This is a genomic window from Caballeronia concitans (assembly GCF_001544615.1).
Lineage (GTDB): Bacteria > Pseudomonadota > Gammaproteobacteria > Burkholderiales > Burkholderiaceae > Caballeronia > Caballeronia concitans.
This window is the reverse complement of record NZ_FCNV02000010.1, coordinates 34,933-54,275: the sequence shown is the minus strand read 5'-3', so window position 1 is coordinate 54,275 and position 19,343 is coordinate 34,933. Positions and strand designations below refer to the sequence as shown.

General features: G+C 63.4%; 20 protein-coding genes. 4 read left to right on the top strand and 16 right to left on the bottom strand.

Annotation, left to right across the window (positions count from 1 at the left end):
• Positions 1–2: 2 nt before the first annotated feature.
• From trpB to leuC, 9 genes are all read right to left on the bottom strand, one after another.
• Positions 3–1,196, bottom strand: coding sequence for a tryptophan synthase subunit beta (gene trpB / locus AWB72_RS20635; RefSeq protein WP_040049965.1), 1,194 nt, complete (start codon positions 1,194–1,196; stop codon positions 3–5).
• Between the two features lie 54 nt (positions 1,197–1,250).
• Positions 1,251–1,919 carry a phosphoribosylanthranilate isomerase gene (locus AWB72_RS20630; protein ID WP_040049964.1) on the bottom strand — a complete coding sequence of 223 codons (669 nt, stop codon included), beginning with the start codon at positions 1,917–1,919 and terminating at the stop codon, positions 1,251–1,253.
• Positions 1,920–1,924: 5 nt separating this feature from the next.
• The gene (gene truA, locus AWB72_RS20625) at positions 1,925–2,728 is read right to left on the bottom strand and encodes a tRNA pseudouridine(38-40) synthase TruA (RefSeq protein ID WP_040049963.1); all 804 of its coding nucleotides are present in this window, start codon (positions 2,726–2,728) and stop codon (positions 1,925–1,927) included.
• Between the two features lies 1 nt (position 2,729).
• Complete coding sequence (locus AWB72_RS20620) at positions 2,730–4,649, bottom strand: FimV/HubP family polar landmark protein (protein WP_040049962.1); 1,920 nt, start codon at positions 4,647–4,649, stop codon at positions 2,730–2,732.
• A 170-nt stretch (positions 4,650–4,819) separates the two neighbouring features.
• The gene (asd, locus tag AWB72_RS20615; RefSeq protein WP_087128656.1) at positions 4,820–5,941 is read right to left on the bottom strand and encodes an aspartate-semialdehyde dehydrogenase; all 1,122 of its coding nucleotides are present in this window, start codon (positions 5,939–5,941) and stop codon (positions 4,820–4,822) included.
• Between the two features lie 81 nt (positions 5,942–6,022).
• Entirely contained in the window at positions 6,023–6,280 is a 258-nt protein-coding gene (locus AWB72_RS28610; RefSeq protein ID WP_143754654.1) for a hypothetical protein, read from the bottom strand.
• A gap of 62 nt (positions 6,281–6,342) precedes the next feature.
• Complete coding sequence (gene leuB, locus AWB72_RS20610) at positions 6,343–7,410, bottom strand: 3-isopropylmalate dehydrogenase (RefSeq protein ID WP_040049960.1); 1,068 nt, start codon at positions 7,408–7,410, stop codon at positions 6,343–6,345.
• A 60-nt stretch (positions 7,411–7,470) separates the two neighbouring features.
• On the bottom strand, positions 7,471–8,121 hold the full coding sequence (gene leuD, locus AWB72_RS20605; protein ID WP_040049959.1) for a 3-isopropylmalate dehydratase small subunit: 651 nt from the start codon (positions 8,119–8,121) through the stop codon (positions 7,471–7,473).
• A gap of 24 nt (positions 8,122–8,145) precedes the next feature.
• Positions 8,146–9,555 (bottom strand): 3-isopropylmalate dehydratase large subunit, encoded by a 1,410-nt coding sequence (gene leuC, locus AWB72_RS20600; RefSeq protein WP_040049958.1) that lies wholly within the window; start codon positions 9,553–9,555, stop codon positions 8,146–8,148.
• 315 nt (positions 9,556–9,870) lie between these two features.
• Between leuC and AWB72_RS20595 the strand changes: the two genes are divergently transcribed.
• Positions 9,871–10,119, top strand: a complete 249-nt coding sequence (locus AWB72_RS20595) for an AbrB/MazE/SpoVT family DNA-binding domain-containing protein (RefSeq protein ID WP_040049991.1) — start codon at positions 9,871–9,873, stop codon at positions 10,117–10,119.
• Entirely contained in the window at positions 10,113–10,433 is a 321-nt protein-coding gene (locus AWB72_RS20590) for a type II toxin-antitoxin system PemK/MazF family toxin (RefSeq protein WP_040049957.1), read from the top strand. The genes AWB72_RS20595 and AWB72_RS20590 overlap by 7 nt, the downstream gene beginning before the upstream one ends.
• Positions 10,434–10,499: 66 nt before the next feature.
• On the opposite strand, the gene gltA is transcribed toward AWB72_RS20590, so the two are convergent.
• The 7 genes from gltA to AWB72_RS20555 all read right to left on the bottom strand — a co-directional run bounded on the left by gltA (position 10,500) and on the right by AWB72_RS20555 (position 16,512).
• Complete coding sequence (gene gltA, locus AWB72_RS20585) at positions 10,500–11,801, bottom strand: citrate synthase (protein WP_040049956.1); 1,302 nt, start codon at positions 11,799–11,801, stop codon at positions 10,500–10,502.
• 155 nt (positions 11,802–11,956) lie between these two features.
• Positions 11,957–12,250: an FAD assembly factor SdhE gene (locus AWB72_RS20580; RefSeq protein WP_040049955.1), complete on the bottom strand. Its 294-nt coding sequence runs from the start codon at positions 12,248–12,250 to the stop codon at positions 11,957–11,959.
• Position 12,251: 1 nt separating this feature from the next.
• On the bottom strand, positions 12,252–12,956 hold the full coding sequence (locus AWB72_RS20575) for a succinate dehydrogenase iron-sulfur subunit (protein ID WP_040049954.1): 705 nt from the start codon (positions 12,954–12,956) through the stop codon (positions 12,252–12,254).
• Between the two features lie 16 nt (positions 12,957–12,972).
• Entirely contained in the window at positions 12,973–14,748 is a 1,776-nt protein-coding gene (gene sdhA / locus AWB72_RS20570; protein WP_040049953.1) for a succinate dehydrogenase flavoprotein subunit, read from the bottom strand.
• A gap of 5 nt (positions 14,749–14,753) precedes the next feature.
• Entirely contained in the window at positions 14,754–15,122 is a 369-nt protein-coding gene (gene sdhD / locus AWB72_RS20565) for a succinate dehydrogenase, hydrophobic membrane anchor protein (protein ID WP_040049952.1), read from the bottom strand.
• A 4-nt stretch (positions 15,123–15,126) separates the two neighbouring features.
• Positions 15,127–15,537 carry a succinate dehydrogenase, cytochrome b556 subunit gene (sdhC, locus tag AWB72_RS20560; RefSeq protein ID WP_035968885.1) on the bottom strand — a complete coding sequence of 137 codons (411 nt, stop codon included), beginning with the start codon at positions 15,535–15,537 and terminating at the stop codon, positions 15,127–15,129.
• A gap of 177 nt (positions 15,538–15,714) precedes the next feature.
• The gene (locus AWB72_RS20555) at positions 15,715–16,512 is read right to left on the bottom strand and encodes a GntR family transcriptional regulator (protein ID WP_374728908.1); all 798 of its coding nucleotides are present in this window, start codon (positions 16,510–16,512) and stop codon (positions 15,715–15,717) included.
• Positions 16,513–17,089: 577 nt separating this feature from the next.
• Here AWB72_RS20555 and AWB72_RS20550 point away from each other — a divergent pair.
• Positions 17,090–18,076 carry a malate dehydrogenase gene (locus tag AWB72_RS20550; protein ID WP_040049950.1) on the top strand — a complete coding sequence of 329 codons (987 nt, stop codon included), beginning with the start codon at positions 17,090–17,092 and terminating at the stop codon, positions 18,074–18,076.
• Between the two features lie 188 nt (positions 18,077–18,264).
• Positions 18,265–19,290 (top strand): HpcH/HpaI aldolase/citrate lyase family protein, encoded by a 1,026-nt coding sequence (locus AWB72_RS20545; protein WP_040049949.1) that lies wholly within the window; start codon positions 18,265–18,267, stop codon positions 19,288–19,290.
• The last annotated feature ends 53 nt before the right edge of the window (positions 19,291–19,343 follow it).

Genomic DNA, 19,343 nt, shown 5'->3' with positions numbered 1-19,343 from the left:
GCTTAGAACTGAATGCCCGATCGCTCCGCGACCGTGTGCATGTCCTTGTCGCCACGGCCCGACAAGTTGACGAGCAGCACCTTGTCGCGCGGCAGCGTCTTCGCGAGCTTTGCGCCGTAGGCGAGCGCGTGGCTCGATTCAAGCGCCGGAATGATGCCTTCGATGCGGCAGCAATCGTGGAACGCCTTGAGCGCTTCGTCGTCCGTGATGCCGACGTACTCGGCGCGGCCCGCGTCCTTCAGCCACGCGTGCTCGGGACCGACGCCCGGATAATCGAGCCCCGCCGACACCGAATGCGTCTCGATGATCTGGCCGTTGTCGTCCTGAAGCAGATACGTGCGGTTGCCGTGCAGCACGCCGGGGCTGCCGCCCATCAGCGAGGCCGCATGACGGCCCGTGTCGATGCCGTCGCCCGCCGCTTCGACGCCGATGAGGCGTACGGCTTTATCGTCGATATACGGATAGAAGATGCCCATTGCATTCGATCCCCCGCCCACGCACGCGATGACCGCGTCCGGCTGACGGCCCGCCATTTCGGGCATCTGCACGCGGCATTCGTCGCCGATCACCCGCTGGAAGTCGCGCACCATCATCGGATACGGATGCGGCCCCGCCACCGTGCCGATGATATAGAACGTGTTCTCGACGTTCGTGACCCAGTCGCGCATGGCTTCGTTGAGCGCGTCCTTGAGCGTGCGCGAGCCGGATTCCACCGGCACGACGGTCGCGCCGAGCAGCTTCATGCGATACACGTTCGCCGCCTGCCGACGCACGTCTTCCGCGCCCATGTACACGACGCATTCCATGCCGAAGCGCGCCGCGATCGTCGCGGTCGCGACGCCGTGCTGGCCCGCGCCCGTCTCGGCGATCACGCGCGGCTTGCCCATCTTGCGAGCGAGCAGCGCCTGGCCGATCACGTTGTTCACCTTGTGCGCGCCGGTGTGATTCAGGTCTTCGCGCTTCAGATACAGCTGCGCGCCGCCGAGCATGTCGCTCCAGCGTTTGGCGTGATAAATCGGGGAAGGACGGCCGACGTAGTGCTTCAGCTCGTAGTCGTATTCGGCCTGGAACTCGGGATCCTGGCGGGCCGCGTCGTAGGCGCGGCGCAGTTCGTCGAGTGCATGAATGAGCGTTTCGGAAACGAAAACGCCGCCATATTGGCCGAAATGGCCTCTTTCGTCAGGCAAGTTGTACATTGCGTCACTCTCTCGGTAGTGGGCCAGCACAGCGAGGCCGGTCCACGTTCGGAATCAGCCGGCGTCCGCTTCGCGCACCGCGCGCACGAACGCCGTCATTCGGGCGGGATCTTTCACGCCCTTCGCGCCCGGCACCTCGATGCCGCTGGAGACATCGACCGCGAACGGGCGCACGCGCCGGATGGCGTCACTGACGTTTTGAGCGTTCAACCCACCACTCAAAACGGCCCGATGCCCGAGATCTGTTGGGATAAGTGACCAATCGAATACCTTTCCGCCGCCGCCGAAGCCCTCGACGAGCGCGTCGAGCAGGATACCGCCTGCGGCTGCATATTTAAGCGACGATTCTACCAAATCGCTTGCAGCCGCATCAGGCCCGACACGAACTGCGCGCCAATAGGGCAAACCCGCAATCGCCGCGAGTTTCGCGCATTCTTCGGGCGTTTCGTCGCCGTGAAATTGAAGCAGCGAAAGCGGCACGTTCGACGTGACTTCCTCGATCCACTCGGGAGTCGCATTGACGAACAGCCCGACCGCCGACACCAGCGGCGGCACGTGCCGCGCCAGTTCCACGGCTTCTGCGACGCTCACCGAACGCGGGCTCGGCGGATAAAAGACGAAGCCCACGGCGTCCGCGCCGAGCGCGACGGCGTGCTGCACGTGCTCCACGCGCGACAGCCCGCAGAGCTTGATTCTCGTCCGATGCAAATCCTGGTTGCTCATGTCTGTCATGTTTCGTCCGTCCAGATGGCGCTCCACGGCATGCTCGCGATATGCGGCGGCGGTACCGCGAAGCGTTCCGGATAGCCGACTTCGGCCAAATAAAGCCCGTCCGGCATGAAAGTGGGCGCGGCGACGCGGCGATCGCGCGCGGCGAGGACATCGGCCATCCACGAAGCCGGCTGTCGGCCCCGCCCGATCGCGACGAAGCACCCCATCAGATTGCGCACCATGTGATGCAGGAACGCGTTCGCGCGAAAACGGAAATGGACGAAATCGCCCTGCTCGCGCACATCGATCTGATAGACGTGCTTGACCGGCGTTTTGGACTGGCAATCCGCGGCGCGGAACGACGAAAAATCGTGCTCGCCGATCAAACACGCGGCGGAATCGCGCATCGCGGCGACGTCGAGCGGCGTGTGGACCCAGCCCGCGCGCTTCGCCAGCATCGGCGAACGCACCGGATTGACGTACAGCACGTAGAAGTACGTCCGCTCGAAGGCCGCGAACCGCGCGTGAAAGTCGTCGGGCATCGGCTTCGCCCATTGCACTGCGACCGTTTCCGGCAGAAACGCGTTCGTGCCGCGTACCCACGAGAACTCGGCGCGATCGAGCTCCGTCTCGAAATGAACGACCTGGCCGAGCCCGTGAACGCCCGTGTCCGTGCGCCCGGCGACGACCGTCTGCAGCGGCGTCTGCGCGAATTCCGCGAGCGCGCGCTCGAGCGTGTTCTGCACCGTCTTGCCGTGCGGCTGCGATTGCCAGCCGCAAAACGCCGCGCCGTCGTACTGAATGCCCAACGCGATCCGCATGTCAGGAATGCGGCGCGAGGGTCGAAAGCAGCGCGGCGGCTTTCTGGCGCGTGGCCGTATCGTTCGATGCGATCACTTCCTGCAGCAGCGTGCGCGCGCCGCCGAGATCGCCCAATTCGATGTATTCGACGGCCAGTTCCAGCTTGTTGCGTGCGATGGTCGCGAGCTGCGCCGGGGTCAGCGCCGGCAACGGCTCCGTCTGGTTCGACGGAAGATCCAGATCGAAGTCCAAGCTGAGCGGCCCGAACTGAGTCGGGCCCAGCCGCGCGCCCAGACCCGCGACCGACGCCGCGCCGGCCGTTCCCGCTTCGATCTGCGCGGCGGCGGATGGCGGCTCGCTACCGGCCTTCGATTGCTGCGCGGCGTCCGTTCCAGCGACGGGCTGCGGCACGAACGGCACAGGCTCGATCGGCGTTTGCGACTCGCGCAGCGGCGGCGTTGCGCCCGAATCGAGCGGAGAATTCAGCTTCAATCCCATGCGCGGCGGCAAGCCGAGGTCCAGCGAATCGAGCGCCTGAACCGCTTCCGTCGGAAACTTCGGCATCGGGAAGCGATCGCCTTGCGTCGGCTCGTCGTCTTCCGCGTGTTCTTCGTGTGCATGCGCCTGTACCTGGCGCAACTCCGCCTCGCGAGCGATGATCTCGCGCGCCGCCGCCTCGCGGGCCTGCTGCGCCTGCGCTTCCTGTTCGGCTGCTTCCCTCGCTTCGCCTTCGCGTCCCGCCATTTCGCGGGCGAGCGCATCGCGCGCCGCTGCTTCGCGAGCGCGGATTTCGCGCTCTTCCGCCTCCCGCGCCGCAGCTTGCCGCGCGGCGGCCTGGCGCTCATCGGCTTCCCACTTCTCGGCTTCACGGGCCGCGATCTCGCGCTCTTGCGGTTCCTGTGCGCCGGCTTCGGTCGTCTCAGCACGAGGCGGCGGCATGAACGCGGAATGGAGCGCAGCGGGCGCCGCCGGCATGAACGGAGCGGGCGGCTCCGCGCGATCGCGGTCGTTCGCTTGTGTTTCGGCGGCCTCAGGCGCGTGTTCAACTGCGGGCGCTTCAGGCGCGGCTTTGGCAGACGGACCGGCATCGTCATCGGAAGGGGCGGCGAACGTCTGAGCCGCCTCGTAGCTTTCCATGCTCGCCGCCACCGCATTCAACTCCGACTGATCGCGTGGCACCGCATCGCCCTCGAGGTCGGCGGCGCCGGCAGGCGGCGGATAAACAGGCGACGCGGGCACACGCTCGTGACGGCGCGCTTCAGGCTCCGCCCTCGCCCGTCGACGCTTGGCGCTGCGCCACATCATCAGAAGGAAGAGCAGGAGCAGCACCGCGATGGCGAGTCCGAACAGCATCGGGTCCGGACCGACGCGACGCGCAGGTGCCGACTCCGTCGCGGGTGCGCTGGCCGTCGGCGCCACGGCGGGTGTAACGGGCGGCTGCGCTTCCGAAGCCTGCTGCACGACGCTGGCAGACTCGACCGCCGATGCAGACGGCGCGCTTTCCGAAGCCGCTGCGGTCGTAACCTGCGACGCGGGTGCCGGCGCGCTAGCCTGATCGGCACTGGCCGCAGCCTGGGCTTCCGACGCACCGCCGCCTTCGCTCGCCGGCACGTTGAGCACGGCGCCGAGCTTGAGCCGGTTGATGTCATGGCCCGCGAACGCGTTCGGGTTCGCGTCGAAGAGCGCGCGCGCCATCTTTTCCTTGACGGCGCGTTCCTTCGATCCGGTGATCTCGCCCGCGACATCGTTGAGCGACTGTCCCGGCTTCACCGCGTATCGCTGGCCGGATGCGGCGACCGCCGATGCGCCCGCGGCTGCATCGCTCGCCTGCGCGATCGCCGCGCCGGACATCGTCGAAAGCAGCGCGCAGAGGGCGACGCTTGCCGCGGCGGACGCCGCATGCGCTGACGGGATAAAAGACCGGCGGGGTCGTCGAATCATTGAAGCTCCACGGTACGGCGAAAAGTTGAATCAGAACGAGGACGCGCGCCACGGACGGTCAAGACCGGTCATTTGCATGCAGCCCCGAAAAACCGGCCGCATAAACAAAAAGCGCCGCGATGACGCGACGCTTTTCGTTCGAGGTCCGCGCTTTAGGCGCGTAGTTTACTTTACTTGTCCAGCAGAATGCGAAGCATGCGGCGCAGCGGTTCGGCCGCGCCCCACAGAAGCTGGTCGCCGACCGTGAACGCCGACAGATACTCGCCGCCCATCGCGAGCTTGCGCAGACGGCCGACCGGCACCGTCAGCGTGCCCGTGACCACCGCCGGCGACAGATCGCGCATCGACGCTTCGCGCTCGTTCGGCACGACCTTCACCCAGTCGTTCGCCGAAGCCAGCATGCCGTTGATTTCGTCGAGCGGCACGTCCTTGTTCAGCTTGATGGTCAACGCCTGCGAGTGGCAGCGCATCGCGCCGATCCGCACGCACAGGCCATCGACGGGAATCGAGCCCGGCTCGCCCATCGCGGGCTTGCCGAGAATCTTGTTGGTTTCCGCGCCGCCCTTCCACTCTTCCTTCGACATGCCGTTGCCGAGATCCTTGTCGATCCACGGAATGAGGGAGCCCGCGAGCGGCACGCCGAAATGATCGGTCGGCATGGCGTCGCTGTTCATGGTGGCGAGCACCTTGCGGTCGATATCCAGAATGGCCGACGACGGATTCGCCAGATCGTCCGCCACCGACGCGTTGAGCGCGCCCATCTGCGACAGCAGTTCGCGCATGTTCTGCGCGCCCGCGCCCGATGCAGCCTGGTACGTCATGGCCGTCATCCAGTCGACGAGGTTTTCGCGGAACAGGCCGCCGAGCGCCATCAGCATCAGGCTGACCGTGCAGTTGCCGCCGACGAAGTCGCGCCCGCCCTTGACGAGCGAATCCTTGATGACGTCGAGGTTGACGGGATCGAGGATGATGACCGCATCGTCCTTCATGCGCAGCGCCGATGCCGCGTCGATCCAGTAGCCCTTCCAGCCCGCCGCGCGCAGCTTCGGATACACGTCGTTCGTGTAGTCGCCGCCCTGGCAGGTGATGATGGCGTCGCACTTTTTCAGGTCGTCGATGCTCGTTGCGTCTTTGAGCTTCGTCTCGTTTTTAGCGAACGACGGCGCGTTGCCGCCCGCATTGCTGGTGCTGAAAAACACCGGTTCGATCAGGTCGAAATCGCCTTCCTGCTGCATGCGCTGCATCAGGACGCTGCCGACCATACCGCGCCAACCAACGAGACCTACGTTCATGACTAACCTTATCTGTGGACTCTTCCCCGCATCCTTGCCCGGCGTGGCCGCGCGGGGAAGACGCTCGGACACGAGGGACGATCAGCGAATCGTGATCGCTTTAATGGAGATTTTCGTCGTGCGCGTTTTCGACGTGCCAATGGCGGTTGCGCCAATGGTGGCGATGCCGTCGATGCGCTGGACGAAGGCGAGACCCGTCACGCGAGCGTGGATGCCGCGACCGATGGAGTCCGTAGAGAATTGAGAGTTCTTCGCCATGACCAAACAATATACACGAGTTGCGGCGTTTCGTCGGCAAGTCCGGGCGCGGCCGACGAAACGACGCCAATGATGCGTCATTGCTACCGATTCGGCCGTTCCAGCTTTGCGCGGAAACGGCCGATCCGATCGCGTGAAGCGTCTTACAGCGCGGCCAGCACGGCGTCGCCCATTTGCTTCGTGCCGACGGTCTTGCCGTCCGCAGTCGCGATATCGCCGGTGCGGTAGCCCTGCTCCAGCACCTTCTTCACCGCGTTCTCGATGCGATCCGCCTGCTCCGCCTTGCCGAGCGAATAGCGCAGCATCATCGCCGCCGACAGGATGGTCGCAAGCGGATTCGCCACGCCCTTGCCCGCGATATCCGGCGCGGAACCGTGCGACGGCTCGTACAGGCCCTTGTTGTTCTTGTCGAGCGACGCCGACGGCAGCATGCCGATGGAGCCCGTCAGCATGGCGGCTTCATCCGACAGAATGTCGCCGAACATGTTGCCGGTCACGACCACGTCGAACGCCTTCGGCGCCTTGACGAGCTGCATCGCAGCGTTGTCGACGTACATGTGCGACAGTTCGACATCCGGATATTCCTTTGCGACGTCGATCATCGTGTCGCGCCACAACTGCGACGTTTCAAGCACGTTCGCCTTGTCCACGCTCGTCAGCTTCTTCTGGCGCTTCTGAGCTGCGGCGAACGCCACATGCGCGATACGGCGCACTTCCGGCTCCGAATAACGCATCGTGTCGAAGCCTTCGCGCGCGCCTTCGAACGGGCCGTCCGGCGCCTGACGCACGCCGCGCGGCTGGCCGAAATAGATGTCGCCGTTCAGCTCGCGCACGATCAGGATGTCGAGCCCCGACACGATCTCGGCCTTGAGCGACGACGCCGCCGTCAGTTGCGGATAGCAGATCGCCGGGCGGAAGTTCGCAAACAGTTGCAGATGCTTCCGGAGGCCGAGAATGGCCTGCTCCGGACGCAGCGCGCGTTCGAGCGAGTCGTACTTCCAGTCGCCGACCGCGCCGAAAAGAATGGCGTCGGCTTCCTTCGCGAGCGCGAGCGTCGAATCGGGCAGCGGATGGCCTTTCGCCTCGTATCCCGCGCCGCCGACGGGCGCTTCTTCCAGTTCGAACTTCTCGTCGAGCGCGTTCAGCACCTTGACCGCTTCGGCCGTGATTTCCGGACCGATCCCGTCGCCGGGGAGCACTGCAATCTTCATCTGTCTCATCCTTTGAATTTGTGCGCTTGAATCTAGCCGCTTGAATCTAGCCGCTTGAATCTAGCCGATCACGCGGTTGTTCAACCACGGCTGCTTCGCGAGCCGTTCTGCTTCGAACTGCTTGATCTTGTCCGCGTGACGCAGCGTGAGGCCGATGTCGTCCAGACCGTTCAGCAAGCAGTACTTGCGGAAGCCGGGCACCTCGAACGAATACTCGGTGCCGTCGCCGGTACGCACGACTTGCGCGTCGAGGTCGATCGTCAGCTTGTAGCCGACGAACGCGTTCGTCTCGTTGATGAGCTTGTCGACTTGCTGCTCCGTCAGCACGACCGGCAGCAGGCCGTTCTTGAAGCAGTTGTTATAGAAGATGTCCGCGAAGCTCGGCGCGATGATCGCGCGAAAGCCGTACTGATCCAGCGCCCACGGCGCGTGCTCGCGCGAGCTGCCGCAGCCGAAGTTCTTGCGCGTGACGAGAATCGACGCGCCCTGATAGCGCGCCTGGTTCAGCACGAAATCCGGATTCAGCGGACGCTTGCTGTTGTCCTGCCCCGGCTCGCCGACATCGAGATAACGCCACTCGTCGAACGCATTCGGGCCGAAGCCCGTGCGCTTGATCGACTTCAGAAACTGCTTCGGAATGATCGCGTCCGTATCGACGTTTTCGCGATCCAGCGGCGCCACGAGCCCGCTATGAACAGTGAATTTTTCCATGGTCTTTCTCAGTGTCCCGTTTGATCACGCGAGCTTGCGCACATCGACGAAATGGCCTTCGATCGCGGCCGCGGCGGCCATCGCCGGGCTGACGAGGTGCGTGCGGCCGCCCGCGCCCTGACGCCCTTCGAAATTGCGATTCGAGGTCGATGCGCAGCGCTCGCCCGGATCGAGGCGGTCCGCGTTCATCGCGAGGCACATGGAGCAGCCCGGCTCGCGCCATTCGAAGCCGGCGTTCGTGAAAATCTTGTCGAGCCCTTCGCGCTCGGCCTGCGCCTTCACGAGACCGGAGCCCGGCACGACCATCGCCAGACGGATGTTCGACGCCACGCGCTTGCCCAGCGACTTCACCACATACGCGGCCGCGCGCAGGTCTTCGATGCGCGCGTTCGTGCACGAGCCGATGAAAATCTTGTCCGGCTTGATGGATTCGATCGGCGTATTCGGCTGCAGCGCCATGTAGTTCAGCGCGCGCTCCATCGCGTCGCGCTTGACGGGGTCTTTTTCGCGCTCGGGATCGGGCACGCGACCGTCGATCGACGTCACCATTTCCGGCGACGTGCCCCACGTGACTTGCGGCACGATCTCGGCGGCGTTCAGCTCGACGACGCGATCGAACTGGGCGCCGTCATCCGACTTGAACTGGCGCCAGTACTCGACCGCCTGATTCCACTCCACGCCCTGCGGCGAATACGGGCGGTCCTTCAGGTAATTGATGGTCGTGTCGTCGACGGCGACCATGCCCGCGCGCGCGCCCGCTTCGATCGCCATGTTGCAGACGGTCATGCGGCCTTCCATCGTCAAGGCGCGGATGGTCGAGCCGCCGAATTCGATCGCGTAGCCCGTGCCGCCCGCCGTGCCGATCTTGCCGATGATCGCGAGCACGATGTCCTTCGCGGTGCAGCCGCGCGGCAGCGGTCCTTCGACCTTCACGAGCATGTTCTTGCTCTTCTTCTGCAAGAGCGTTTGCGTGGCGAGCACGTGCTCCACCTCCGACGTGCCGATGCCGTGCGCCAGCGCGCCGAACGCGCCGTGCGTGGACGTGTGCGAATCGCCGCAGACGATGGTCATGCCCGGCAGCGTCGCGCCCTGCTCCGGCCCGATGATGTGCACGATGCCCTGACGCAGATCGTTCATCTTGAATTGCGTGATGCCGAAATCGTCGCAATTGGTATCGAGCGTGTCGACTTGCAGTTTCGAGACCGGATCGGCGATGCCGTGCGAGCGGTCGGTCGTCGGCACGTTATGGTCGGAAACGGCCAGATTCGCGCTGATGCGCCACACCGGACGCTCGGCCAGCTTCAGACCTTCGAACGCTTGCGGGCTCGTGACCTCGTGCAGCAGGTGACGGTCGATATAGAGGATCGAGGTGCCGTCCTCTTCCGTGTGGATGACGTGCGTGTTCCACAGCTTGTCGTAGAGAGTCTGGGACATGGTGAGCGCTTTCGTGGGTGTGACTGCGGGGTGTTTTAGGGTGCGGCTTGTTGGACGATTATGCCACTTCCCGGTCGGCACATGGTACTAGGCTGAGTGAAAAAAGCTAGAAAAAACAGGTAGTTATAGTGGTGGTGCCGATACCTGGATCGGGAGTACCCGTTTCCGCGCGTGCGGCGTATTGGCATTTTTGCTTATGCCGTCCGGCTGAATGGTCGTGCGACGCGCCGGGCCTTAGGCTGGTCATCGAGTGACGTTGACGTTCTAACCCGTCAGTAATAACATTGTATACACATTGGTGACCGCATGGAACTCATGAAGACAACGATCCGAAGGATAGGCAATTCACAGGGCGTGCTGATTCCCAAGCCGTTCCTGGCGCAACTCGAACTGGAAAACGAGATCGAAATGGACGTCGAAGGCGATGCCATCGTATTGCGCAAGCCGCGCAAACAAGTACGCGAAGGCTGGGCAGAGGCGAGCAAGGCCGTTGCTGCGAGCGGCGAAGATGTGCTCGCGTTGGGCGAGTTCGGCAATGCCGACGATGGAGAACTCGAATGGTGACGCGCGGCGATATCTGGCTGGTCGCGCTGGACCCGACACGAGGAAGCGAAGTGCAGAAAACGCGGCCGTGCGTGGTCGTCTCGCCGCCCGAGATTCATGACTACATGCGCACGGTCATCGTCGCGCCGATGACTTCGAACGGCAAGGCCACGCCTTTTCGAATCCCGGTCTCGTTCGGGCGAAAGGACGGCCTCATTCTTCTCGATCAGATTCGGACCGTCGACAAAATGCGACTCGTGAAGAAGGAAGGCGAGTTGGAAGACGAAACGCTGCACGACGCTCTTCACACACTGCAGGAAATTTTCGCGGACTGACGCGCAAAAACAAAAACCCCGGCAGTCACCCGCCGGGGTTTTCATTCACCGCATACGCCAATCGGCTTACCGCTTTTCGAGCGGCTTCACTTCACGCGGCGTCTGACCGATGAACAACTGGCGCGGACGGCCAATCTTCTGCTCGGGATCGGCGATCATCTCGTTCCACTGCGCGATCCAGCCAACCGTGCGCGCCATCGCGAAGATACACGTGAACATCGACGTCGGAATGCCCAACGCGCGCTGCACGATGCCCGAGTAGAAATCGACGTTCGGGTACAGCTTGCGCGACACGAAGTATTCGTCTTCCAGCGCAATCTTTTCCAGTTCCATCGCGAGCTTGAAGAGCGGGTCGTCGTGCAGGCCCAGTTCGTTCAGCACTTCATGGCAGGTTTCGCGCATCAGCTTCGCACGCGGATCGTAGTTCTTGTAGACGCGGTGGCCGAAGCCCATCAATTTCACGCCCGAGTTCTTGTCCTTCACTTGCTTGATGAACTCAGGAATGTTGTCGACGGAGCCGATTTCTTCCAGCATGTTCAGCGCGGCTTCGTTCGCGCCGCCGTGCGCCGGGCCCCACAGACACGCGATACCCGCTGCGATACACGCAAACGGATTCGCACCCGACGAACCCGCGAGACGCACGGTAGACGTCGACGCGTTCTGCTCGTGGTCCGCGTGCAGAATCAGGATGCGGTCGAGCGCGCGCACCAGCACGTCGTTGACCTTGTACTCTTCGCACGGGTTCGCGAACATCATATGCATGAAGTTCGCGCTGTACGACAGCTCGTTGCGCGGATACACGAACGGCTGGCCGATGCTGAACTTGTACGCCATCGCCACCAGCGTCGGCAGCTTCGCAATCATGCGAATGGCCGACACTTCGCGGTGACGCGGATCGTTGATGTTCAGCGAATCGTGATAGAACGCCGACAGCGCGCCGACCGCAGCCGTCAGCACGGCCATCGGGTGGGCGTCGCGACGGAAGCCGCGGAAGAAGAAGTGCATCTGCTCGTGCACCATCGTGTGACGCGTGACCGTGTCCACGAATTCCTTCTTTTGCGCAGCCGTGGGCAGTTCGCCCTTCAGCAGCAAATAGCACGTCTCGAGGAAGTCGGCGTTGACGGCCAACTGCTCGATCGGGTAGCCGCGATACAGCAGTTCGCCCTTGTCGCCGTCGATGTAGGTGATCGCGGAATTGCATGCCGCCGTCGACATGAAGCCCGGGTCATACGTGAACTTGCCGGTCTGCCCGTACAACTTGCGGATGTCGATCACGTCCGGGCCCATCGTGCCCTTGTAGATCGGCATTTCGACGCTCGGCGAGTTGTCGCTGAACGATAGCGTGGCTTTAACATCTGACGGGGTCATAGCACATCCTCAATCGAAGTATGAATACAGGGTTTCGATAATTTGCACGACGGAAGCTGCGGCGCAACTGCACTGTCGGCCGCTGTCTGTTCTCGGCCTCTTGTCGCCCGGGATTCAGGGCGCATTGTGCAAAACTCCGGTGATTTCTGCCGAAATCACACGGAACGCAGCATCTGAAGCAGGCGGATCACGTCCGGCGTGGCGAGGTCGCCTTCCGGTTCGGTCCGCGCGAGCAGCAGGTCCATCAGTTCGTTGTCGCTCAGCTCCAGCAGGCGGGTCAGAGCGGCCACGTCGGCGTCACTGAGGTCATGCTCATATCGGCTGAAAAAACGCTCGAAGATCAGATCGTTTTCCAGCAAGCCGCGCCGCGCGCGCCACCGAAGGCGCGCGCGGCGAAGCGGGTCGGACTGGTGGGCGTCGTCTTGCTTGTCGACCATCGCATCGTCCATTTCAGACAGCCCGGCGCACCATCAATTCCTTGATCTTGCCGATCGCCTTCGTCGGATTGAGCCCCTTCGGGCACACGTCGACGCAGTTCATGATCGTATGGCAACGGAACAGACGATACGGATCTTCCAGGTTGTCCAGCCGTTCGCCGGTTGCCTGATCGCGGCTGTCCGCGATGAAGCGATAGGCTTGCAACAAGCCCGCCGGTCCGACGAACTTGTCGGGATTCCACCAGAAGCTCGGGCACGAAGTCGAGCAGCTGGCGCACAGAATGCACTCGTAAAGGCCGTCCAGCTCGTCACGCTCGACGGGCGACTGCAGACGCTCCTTCTCGGGCGGCGGCGTGTCGTTGATCAGGTACGGCTTGATCGAGTGATACTGGTTGAAGAACTGCGTGAAGTCGCAGATCAGGTCGCGCACGACCGGCAGACCCGGCAGCGGACGCAGCACGATGCGCTGCGGCAGGTCGTTCAGGTTCGTCAGGCACGCGAGGCCGTTCTTGCCGTTGATGTTCATCGCGTCCGAACCGCACACGCCTTCGCGGCACGACCGGCGGAACGACAGCGTTTCGTCCAACGCCTTCAGCTTCACCAGTGCGTCCAGCAGCATGCGCTCGTGCGAGTCGATCTCGAGCTCGTACGTCTGCATGCGGGGAGCCGCGTCCTTGTCCGGATCGTAGCGGTAGACTTCAAAAATACGTTTTGCCATTTCGATTCCCTTGCCCTTAGAAGGTGCGCGCCTTCGGCGGCACCGATTCGACCGTCAGCGGCTTCATCTGAACCGGCTTGTAGTCGAGGCGATTGCCTTCGCTGAACCACAGCGTGTGGCGCATCCAGTTGTCGTCGTCGCGATGCTCGTAGTCGCTGTGCGCATGCGCGCCGCGGCTTTCCTTGCGCGCTTCGGCCGAGACCATCGTCGCGCGGGCGACTTCGATCAGATTCGCCAGTTCCAGCGCTTCCACCTTTGCGGTGTTGAACACCTTCGATTTGTCTTTCAGATGCACGTGCTTGACGCGCTCGGCCAGTTCCGCGATCTTGCCCACGCCATCGGCCAGCAGCTTCGACGTGCGGAACACGCCCGCGTGCGCCTGCATCGTCGCGCGAATGTCGTTCGCGATGTTCTGCGTGTATTCGCCCGAGGTCGATTTCTCCAGCACGGCGAGGCGCTCGAGCGCGAAGTCGGCGGCATCGGCCGGCAGCGGCTTGTGCTCGCGCGACTCCTTCGCGTACTTGATGATGTGATTGCCCGCCGCGCGGCCGAACACCACCAAGTCCAGCAGCGAGTTCGTGCCGAGGCGGTTCGCGCCGTGCACGGAAACGCACGAGCATTCGCCCACAGCGTAGAAGCCGTTGACCGGATCGTTGTAGCCGTTTGCCGTGCCGACGACCTGACCGTGCATGTTCGTCGGAATCCCGCCCATCTGATAGTGGATGGTCGGAACGACCGGGATCGGCTCCTTGATGCAGTCCACGTTCGCGAACTTGAGCGCGATTTCACGGATGGACGGCAGGCGCTTCATGATCGTCTCGGCGCCGATGTGCGACAGGTCGAGCAGCACGTGATCCTTGTTCGGACCCACGCCGCGGCCTTCCTTGATTTCCTGGTCCATCGAACGCGAAACGAAGTCGCGCGGCGCCAGATCCTTCAGCGTCGGCGCATAGCGCTCCATGAAACGGTCGCCGTTCGAGTTGCGCAGAATGCCGCCTTCGCCGCGCACGCCTTCGGTGATCAGCACGCCCGCGCCGGCCACGCCGGTCGGGTGGAACTGCCAGAACTCCATGTCCTGCAGCGCGATGCCCGAGCGCGCCGCCATGCCGAGGCCGTCGCCGGTATTGATGAACGCATTCGTCGATGCCGCGAAGATGCGGCCCGCGCCGCCCGTGGCGAACAGCGTGGTCTTGCCTTCGAGGATATAGACCTCGCCGGTTTCCATTTCGAGCGCGGTCACGCCCAGCACGTCGCCGTCGGCGTCGCGGATGAGATCCAGCGCCATCCACTCGACGAAGAAGTGCGTCTTGGCCGCGACGTTCTGCTGATACAGCGTGTGCAGGAGCGCGTGGCCGGTACGGTCGGCCGCCGCGCACGCGCGCTGAACGGGCTTCTCGCCGTAGTTCGCCGTGTGGCCGCCGAACGGGCGCTGATAGATGGTGCCGTCCGCGTTGCGGTCGAACGGCATGCCCATGTGTTCGAGTTCGTAGACTGCGTTCGGCGCTTCACGGCACATGAATTCGATCGCGTCCTGGTCGCCGAGCCAGTCGGAGCCCTTGATCGTGTCGTAGAAGTGATAGTGCCAGTTGTCTTCGCTCATGTTGCCGAGCGATGCGCCGATGCCGCCTTGCGCCGCGACGGTGTGCGAGCGCGTCGGAAACACCTTCGACAGCACCGCGACCGACAGGCCCGCGCGCGCGAGCTGCAGCGACGCGCGCATGCCCGATCCGCCCGCGCCAACGATGACCACGTCGAAACGGCGACGCGGCAGGGAAGTCTTGATTGCAGCCATGTTCTTTAAACTCTCCAGAGAATCTGTGCAGCGTAACCGGCGCATCCGATGAGCCACAGCACGGTCAGCACCGTCAGGAACAGGCGGAGTCCGACCGGCTTCACGTAGTCCATCCAGACGTCGCGCACGCCGACGTACGCGTGATAGAAGAGCGAAAGCAAGGCTACGAAAGTGGCGAGCTTCATCCACTGCATCGCGAAGATCGACGCCCAGCCTTCATAGGAGAAGCTGTGCGCGCCGAAGAACAGCACGAGCAGAACGAGCGTATAGACGGCGACGACGATGGCGGTCACGCGCTGCGCGAGCCAGTCACCCAGGCCGTAATGTGCGCCGACGACGAGGCGCTTCGAGCCGACTCTGTTTTGCGTACCCATTTTCTTAGAAGGCTCCGAATAGTTTCAGGGCGACGACGAGCGTCAGCAGCAGCGACACGACGAGCACGGCGAGCGCCGTCTGGCGGCCGCCTTCCTTGTTCACGGCGACGTGCGTGTCGAGCACGAGAAAGCGGATGCCTGCGCAGAAGTGATGCAGATACGCCCAGGACAGCACGAGCGTGATGATCTTGACGATGGGGTGGGCAAGGAAGCCTTTGAACGCGTCGAAACTAATTTCCGACGTCAGACTCTGATCGAGCAGATACAGCAGAAACGGCAGTGCAACGAAGAGCAGCAAACCGCTGATACGGTGCAGGATGGAGACCTTCCCTGCTAGCGGCAAGCGATATTTCGCGATCTGCCCAAGTCCGATGTTCCGGTACTCAGGCCTTGGTTTTTTTACGGCTTCAGCCATGCTAGACCCCAACTTGTTATTACACTAATCCGCGATTTTAGCGCCTTTTTATTTCACGCTGCAGGGAAAACCCGCCCAAGAGACTGTTGCTGCGCGCGTGAAAATGGCGAACATGAATGCCCTGTCGACACTTCGCGGACAATTCAGCCGATGTCCGCGATTACTTTGCTCATTCGCTCAACTCAGGTCGTTCTGATAGTAGTAGCCGGTCGTCACGTACCAGCCGCGCCGCACTTCCACCGGGCGATCGCCGTACGTGTAGGAAATCCGCTCGACCGACAGCAGCGGAAAGCCGTGCTGGACGTCGAGCAGTTGCGCGACCGTCTCGTCCGCCGCGACCGCGCGGATCTTCTCCGATGCCCGGATCATGCGCGTGCCGAATTCGGTTTCGAACATGGCGTACAGCGGACCCTTGTACTCGGCCAGCCGTTCGGCCGTGAGGCCGCGGAACACCGCGCCAGGCAGCCAGATTTCATCCAGCACGGTCGTCACGCCGTCGAACTGCAGAAGGCGCTTGATGAGCACCACGGGATCGGCGGGCTTGAGGTCGAGCTGACGGGCAATCTCGGCGGGCGCGCGCAGACGCCGGCATTCGAGCAGGCGGCTTACGTGGGGATGAACGTCGCCGTCGTCCGGCAGAAGGCGAAGGAAGCGGAACTGCACGCGATCTTCGCTGTGCGTCGCAACGAACGTACCCTTGCCCTGGCGGCGCACGAGAAGATTGTCGGCGGCGAGCTCGTCGATGGCTTTGCGCACCGTGCCCTGACTCACCTTATAGCGCGCGGCCAGTTCCACTTCGCTCGGAATGATTTCGCCCGGCTTCCATTCGCCCGATTCGAGGCCCTGCGTGATGAGCGCCTTGATTTGCTGATACAGCGGACTGAACGTCGGCGACGGCGCGCCAGCAGCCTCGGCCGACTGTGCGTTGCCGTTCGGTGGGATGCTGCTCGCCGGGTTTGCCGCGTTGGAATTCATGCCGCGCATTTCAACACAAAGGGCTGCCGCGCGTCCACATTTTCCCGCAAGATCCTATGTCTTATATAAGACATAAGATACTGTTGACTTTGCCTCCGACCAATCCTACACTCCTTGGCGAGCAAGGGTTTGCGGGTCATGACGCAATCCGGCGAACGTCCGTTCAGCCTGGTCTCTCCGGCGGTTTTCGCCGGAAGCGGGCTTCGGAAGGTTCCGGTTCAAGCGTCACCAACCGCCAGGCACGCCCTTTCGCTTTCGCCTCACGCCGATCGCCAAACGATTCGCGCGCCGCTGCCTGCCTACCGCCTCGCAACGTCCAGCGCCGTCTCGTTTGGGCGCTTGTCCGTCAGACTCTAGCGAATCGCCGTTCCCTCACGCATACCGCGCAGCCTCTCGCTCGAAGAGAAGGATTCATGGCATGACAGCCATGCCGTCACGCTTTCACGCGGCGCAAGCGTTGCGCCGCTATCTACCTTGAGCGGACGGCATGGCCGGCATGTCTTCATCAACGCTTCGCGTAACGCGCATAAAATGGCGTTTTTCCCTAGCGTTCCACGTACCGTCCAGGAGAGTTTCAATGGCTAAGTCCGCAAAGCGCGTTGCCGTCACCGGCGCCGCAGGTCAAATCGGCTACTCGCTGCTGTTCCGTATCGCCAATGGCGATCTGCTCGGCAAAGACCAGCCCGTGATCCTTCAGTTGCTCGATCTGCCGCAAGCGCAAGCCGCCGTGAAGGGCGTCGTGATGGAACTCGAAGACTGCGCGTTCCCGCTGCTCGCCGGCGTGGTCGTCACGGACGATCCCAAGGTTGCGTTCAAGGACGCCGACATCGCGTTGCTGGTCGGCGCGCGTCCGCGTTCGAAGGGCATGGAGCGCAAGGACCTGCTGTCGGCGAACGCCGAGATCTTCACGGTTCAGGGCAAGGCGCTGAACGAAGTCGCGAGCCGCGACGTGAAGGTGCTGGTCGTCGGCAACCCGGCGAACACGAACGCCTATATCGCGATGAAGTCGGCGCCGGACCTGCCGAAGAAGAACTTCACCGCCATGCTGCGTCTGGACCACAACCGCGCGCTGTCGCAGCTCGCGGCCAAGTCGGGCAAGCCGGTCGCATCGATCGAAAAGCTCGTCGTGTGGGGCAACCACTCGCCGACGATGTACCCCGACTTCCGCTTCGCCACCGCCGAAGGCGAAAGCCTCACGAAGCTCATCAACGACGACGAATGGAACCGCAACACGTTCATCCCGACGGTCGGCAAGCGCGGCGCGGCGATCATCGAAGCGCGCGGCCTGTCTTCGGCGGCATCGGCGGCCAACGCGGCGATCGATCACGTGCGTGACTGGGTGCTCGGCACCAACGGCAAGTGGGTCACGATGGGCATTCCGTCGGACGGCTCGTACGGCATTCCGGAAGACATCATCTACGGCGTGCCGGTCACGTGCGAAAACGGCGAGTACAAGCGTGTCGAAGGCCTGGAAATCGACGCGTTCTCGCGCGAAAAGATGGACGGCACGCTGAACGAACTGCTCGAAGAGCGTGACGGCGTCGCTCATCTGCTGGGCAAGTAAGCATCACGGCATCAACGGGAGCCCGCGCGGTTCCCGTCAGCGCGAACGCCTCGCGGCGTTCGCGGCTGATTCGATCGCGCTTGAAGAATCGCAACGAACCTTCGAGCGCGGCCGAATCAGACCCATCAGAAGTATGAAAAGCACGAGCAGCATCGAACTCCTTTTTTCAATCGGACCCGACGCCGACAATGCCCGCTCTCACCCCCGCCGAAGTGCTCTTTGACGGCGAGCCTCAACCCGCTGTCCTGCCGCCCTGCGATCACTACGCCGGCAGCGAGAAGCTGATCAGGAAGTCGCTTGCGTTGCAGGCCGAACTCGGGCCGGTGTTCGACATCACGCTCGATTGCGAAGACGGCGCGCAGGTCGGCCACGAAGCCGAGCACGCGGAGATGGTGGCGTCGTTCGTCGGCGGCGAGGACGACCGCTTCGGGCGCGTCGGCGTGCGCATCCACGACTTTCATCACCGGGCATGGCGCGACGACGTGCGCATCATCCTGCGTCACGCGAAGAAGGCGCCCGCGTTCGTCATGCTGCCGAAGATCCGCAGCGTGTCCGACGCCGCCGAGATGGTCGCGTTCATCGAGGCATCGCGCCGCGAGTTCCGCGTCGCGCAATCCATTCCGTGTCATGTGCTGGTCGAAACGCACGGCGCGCTCGCGGAAGTGTTCGCGCTGGCCGCGCTGCCCGGCGTGGAATCGCTGAGCTTCGGCCTGATGGACTTCGTGTCCGCGCACAACGGCGCCATTCCCGATACCGCCATGCGCTCGCCCGGCCAGTTCGAGCATCCGCTCGTGCGGCGCGCGAAGCTGGAGATCGCGGCAGCGTGTCACGCGCATGGCAAGGCGCCGTCGCATAACGTATCGACGGAAGTGCGCGACATGAGCGTCGTCGCCAACGATGCCGCGCGCGCCCGCAACGAGTTCGGCTACACGCGCATGTGGAGCATTCATCCGGAGCAGATTCGACCTATCGTCGCGGCCTTTTCTCCGCGCGCCGATGAAGTCACGCTCGCCGCCGAGATCCTGCTCGCGGCGCAACGCGCCCACTGGGGCCCGACGCGCCACGGCGACACGCTGCACGACCGCGCGAGCTATCGCTATTACTGGTCCGTGCTGCGCCGCGCGCAAGCCACGGGCCTCGCAATGCCCGACGAATGCGCGCCGCTTTTCGGAGGGACGCTGGCCGTGGCATCGTCGATGGGAAGCGCGGCATGAATGCAAAGGTTTCGTTCCACCGCGTACGGGCTCGACGCGCGACGCGCCTTCCA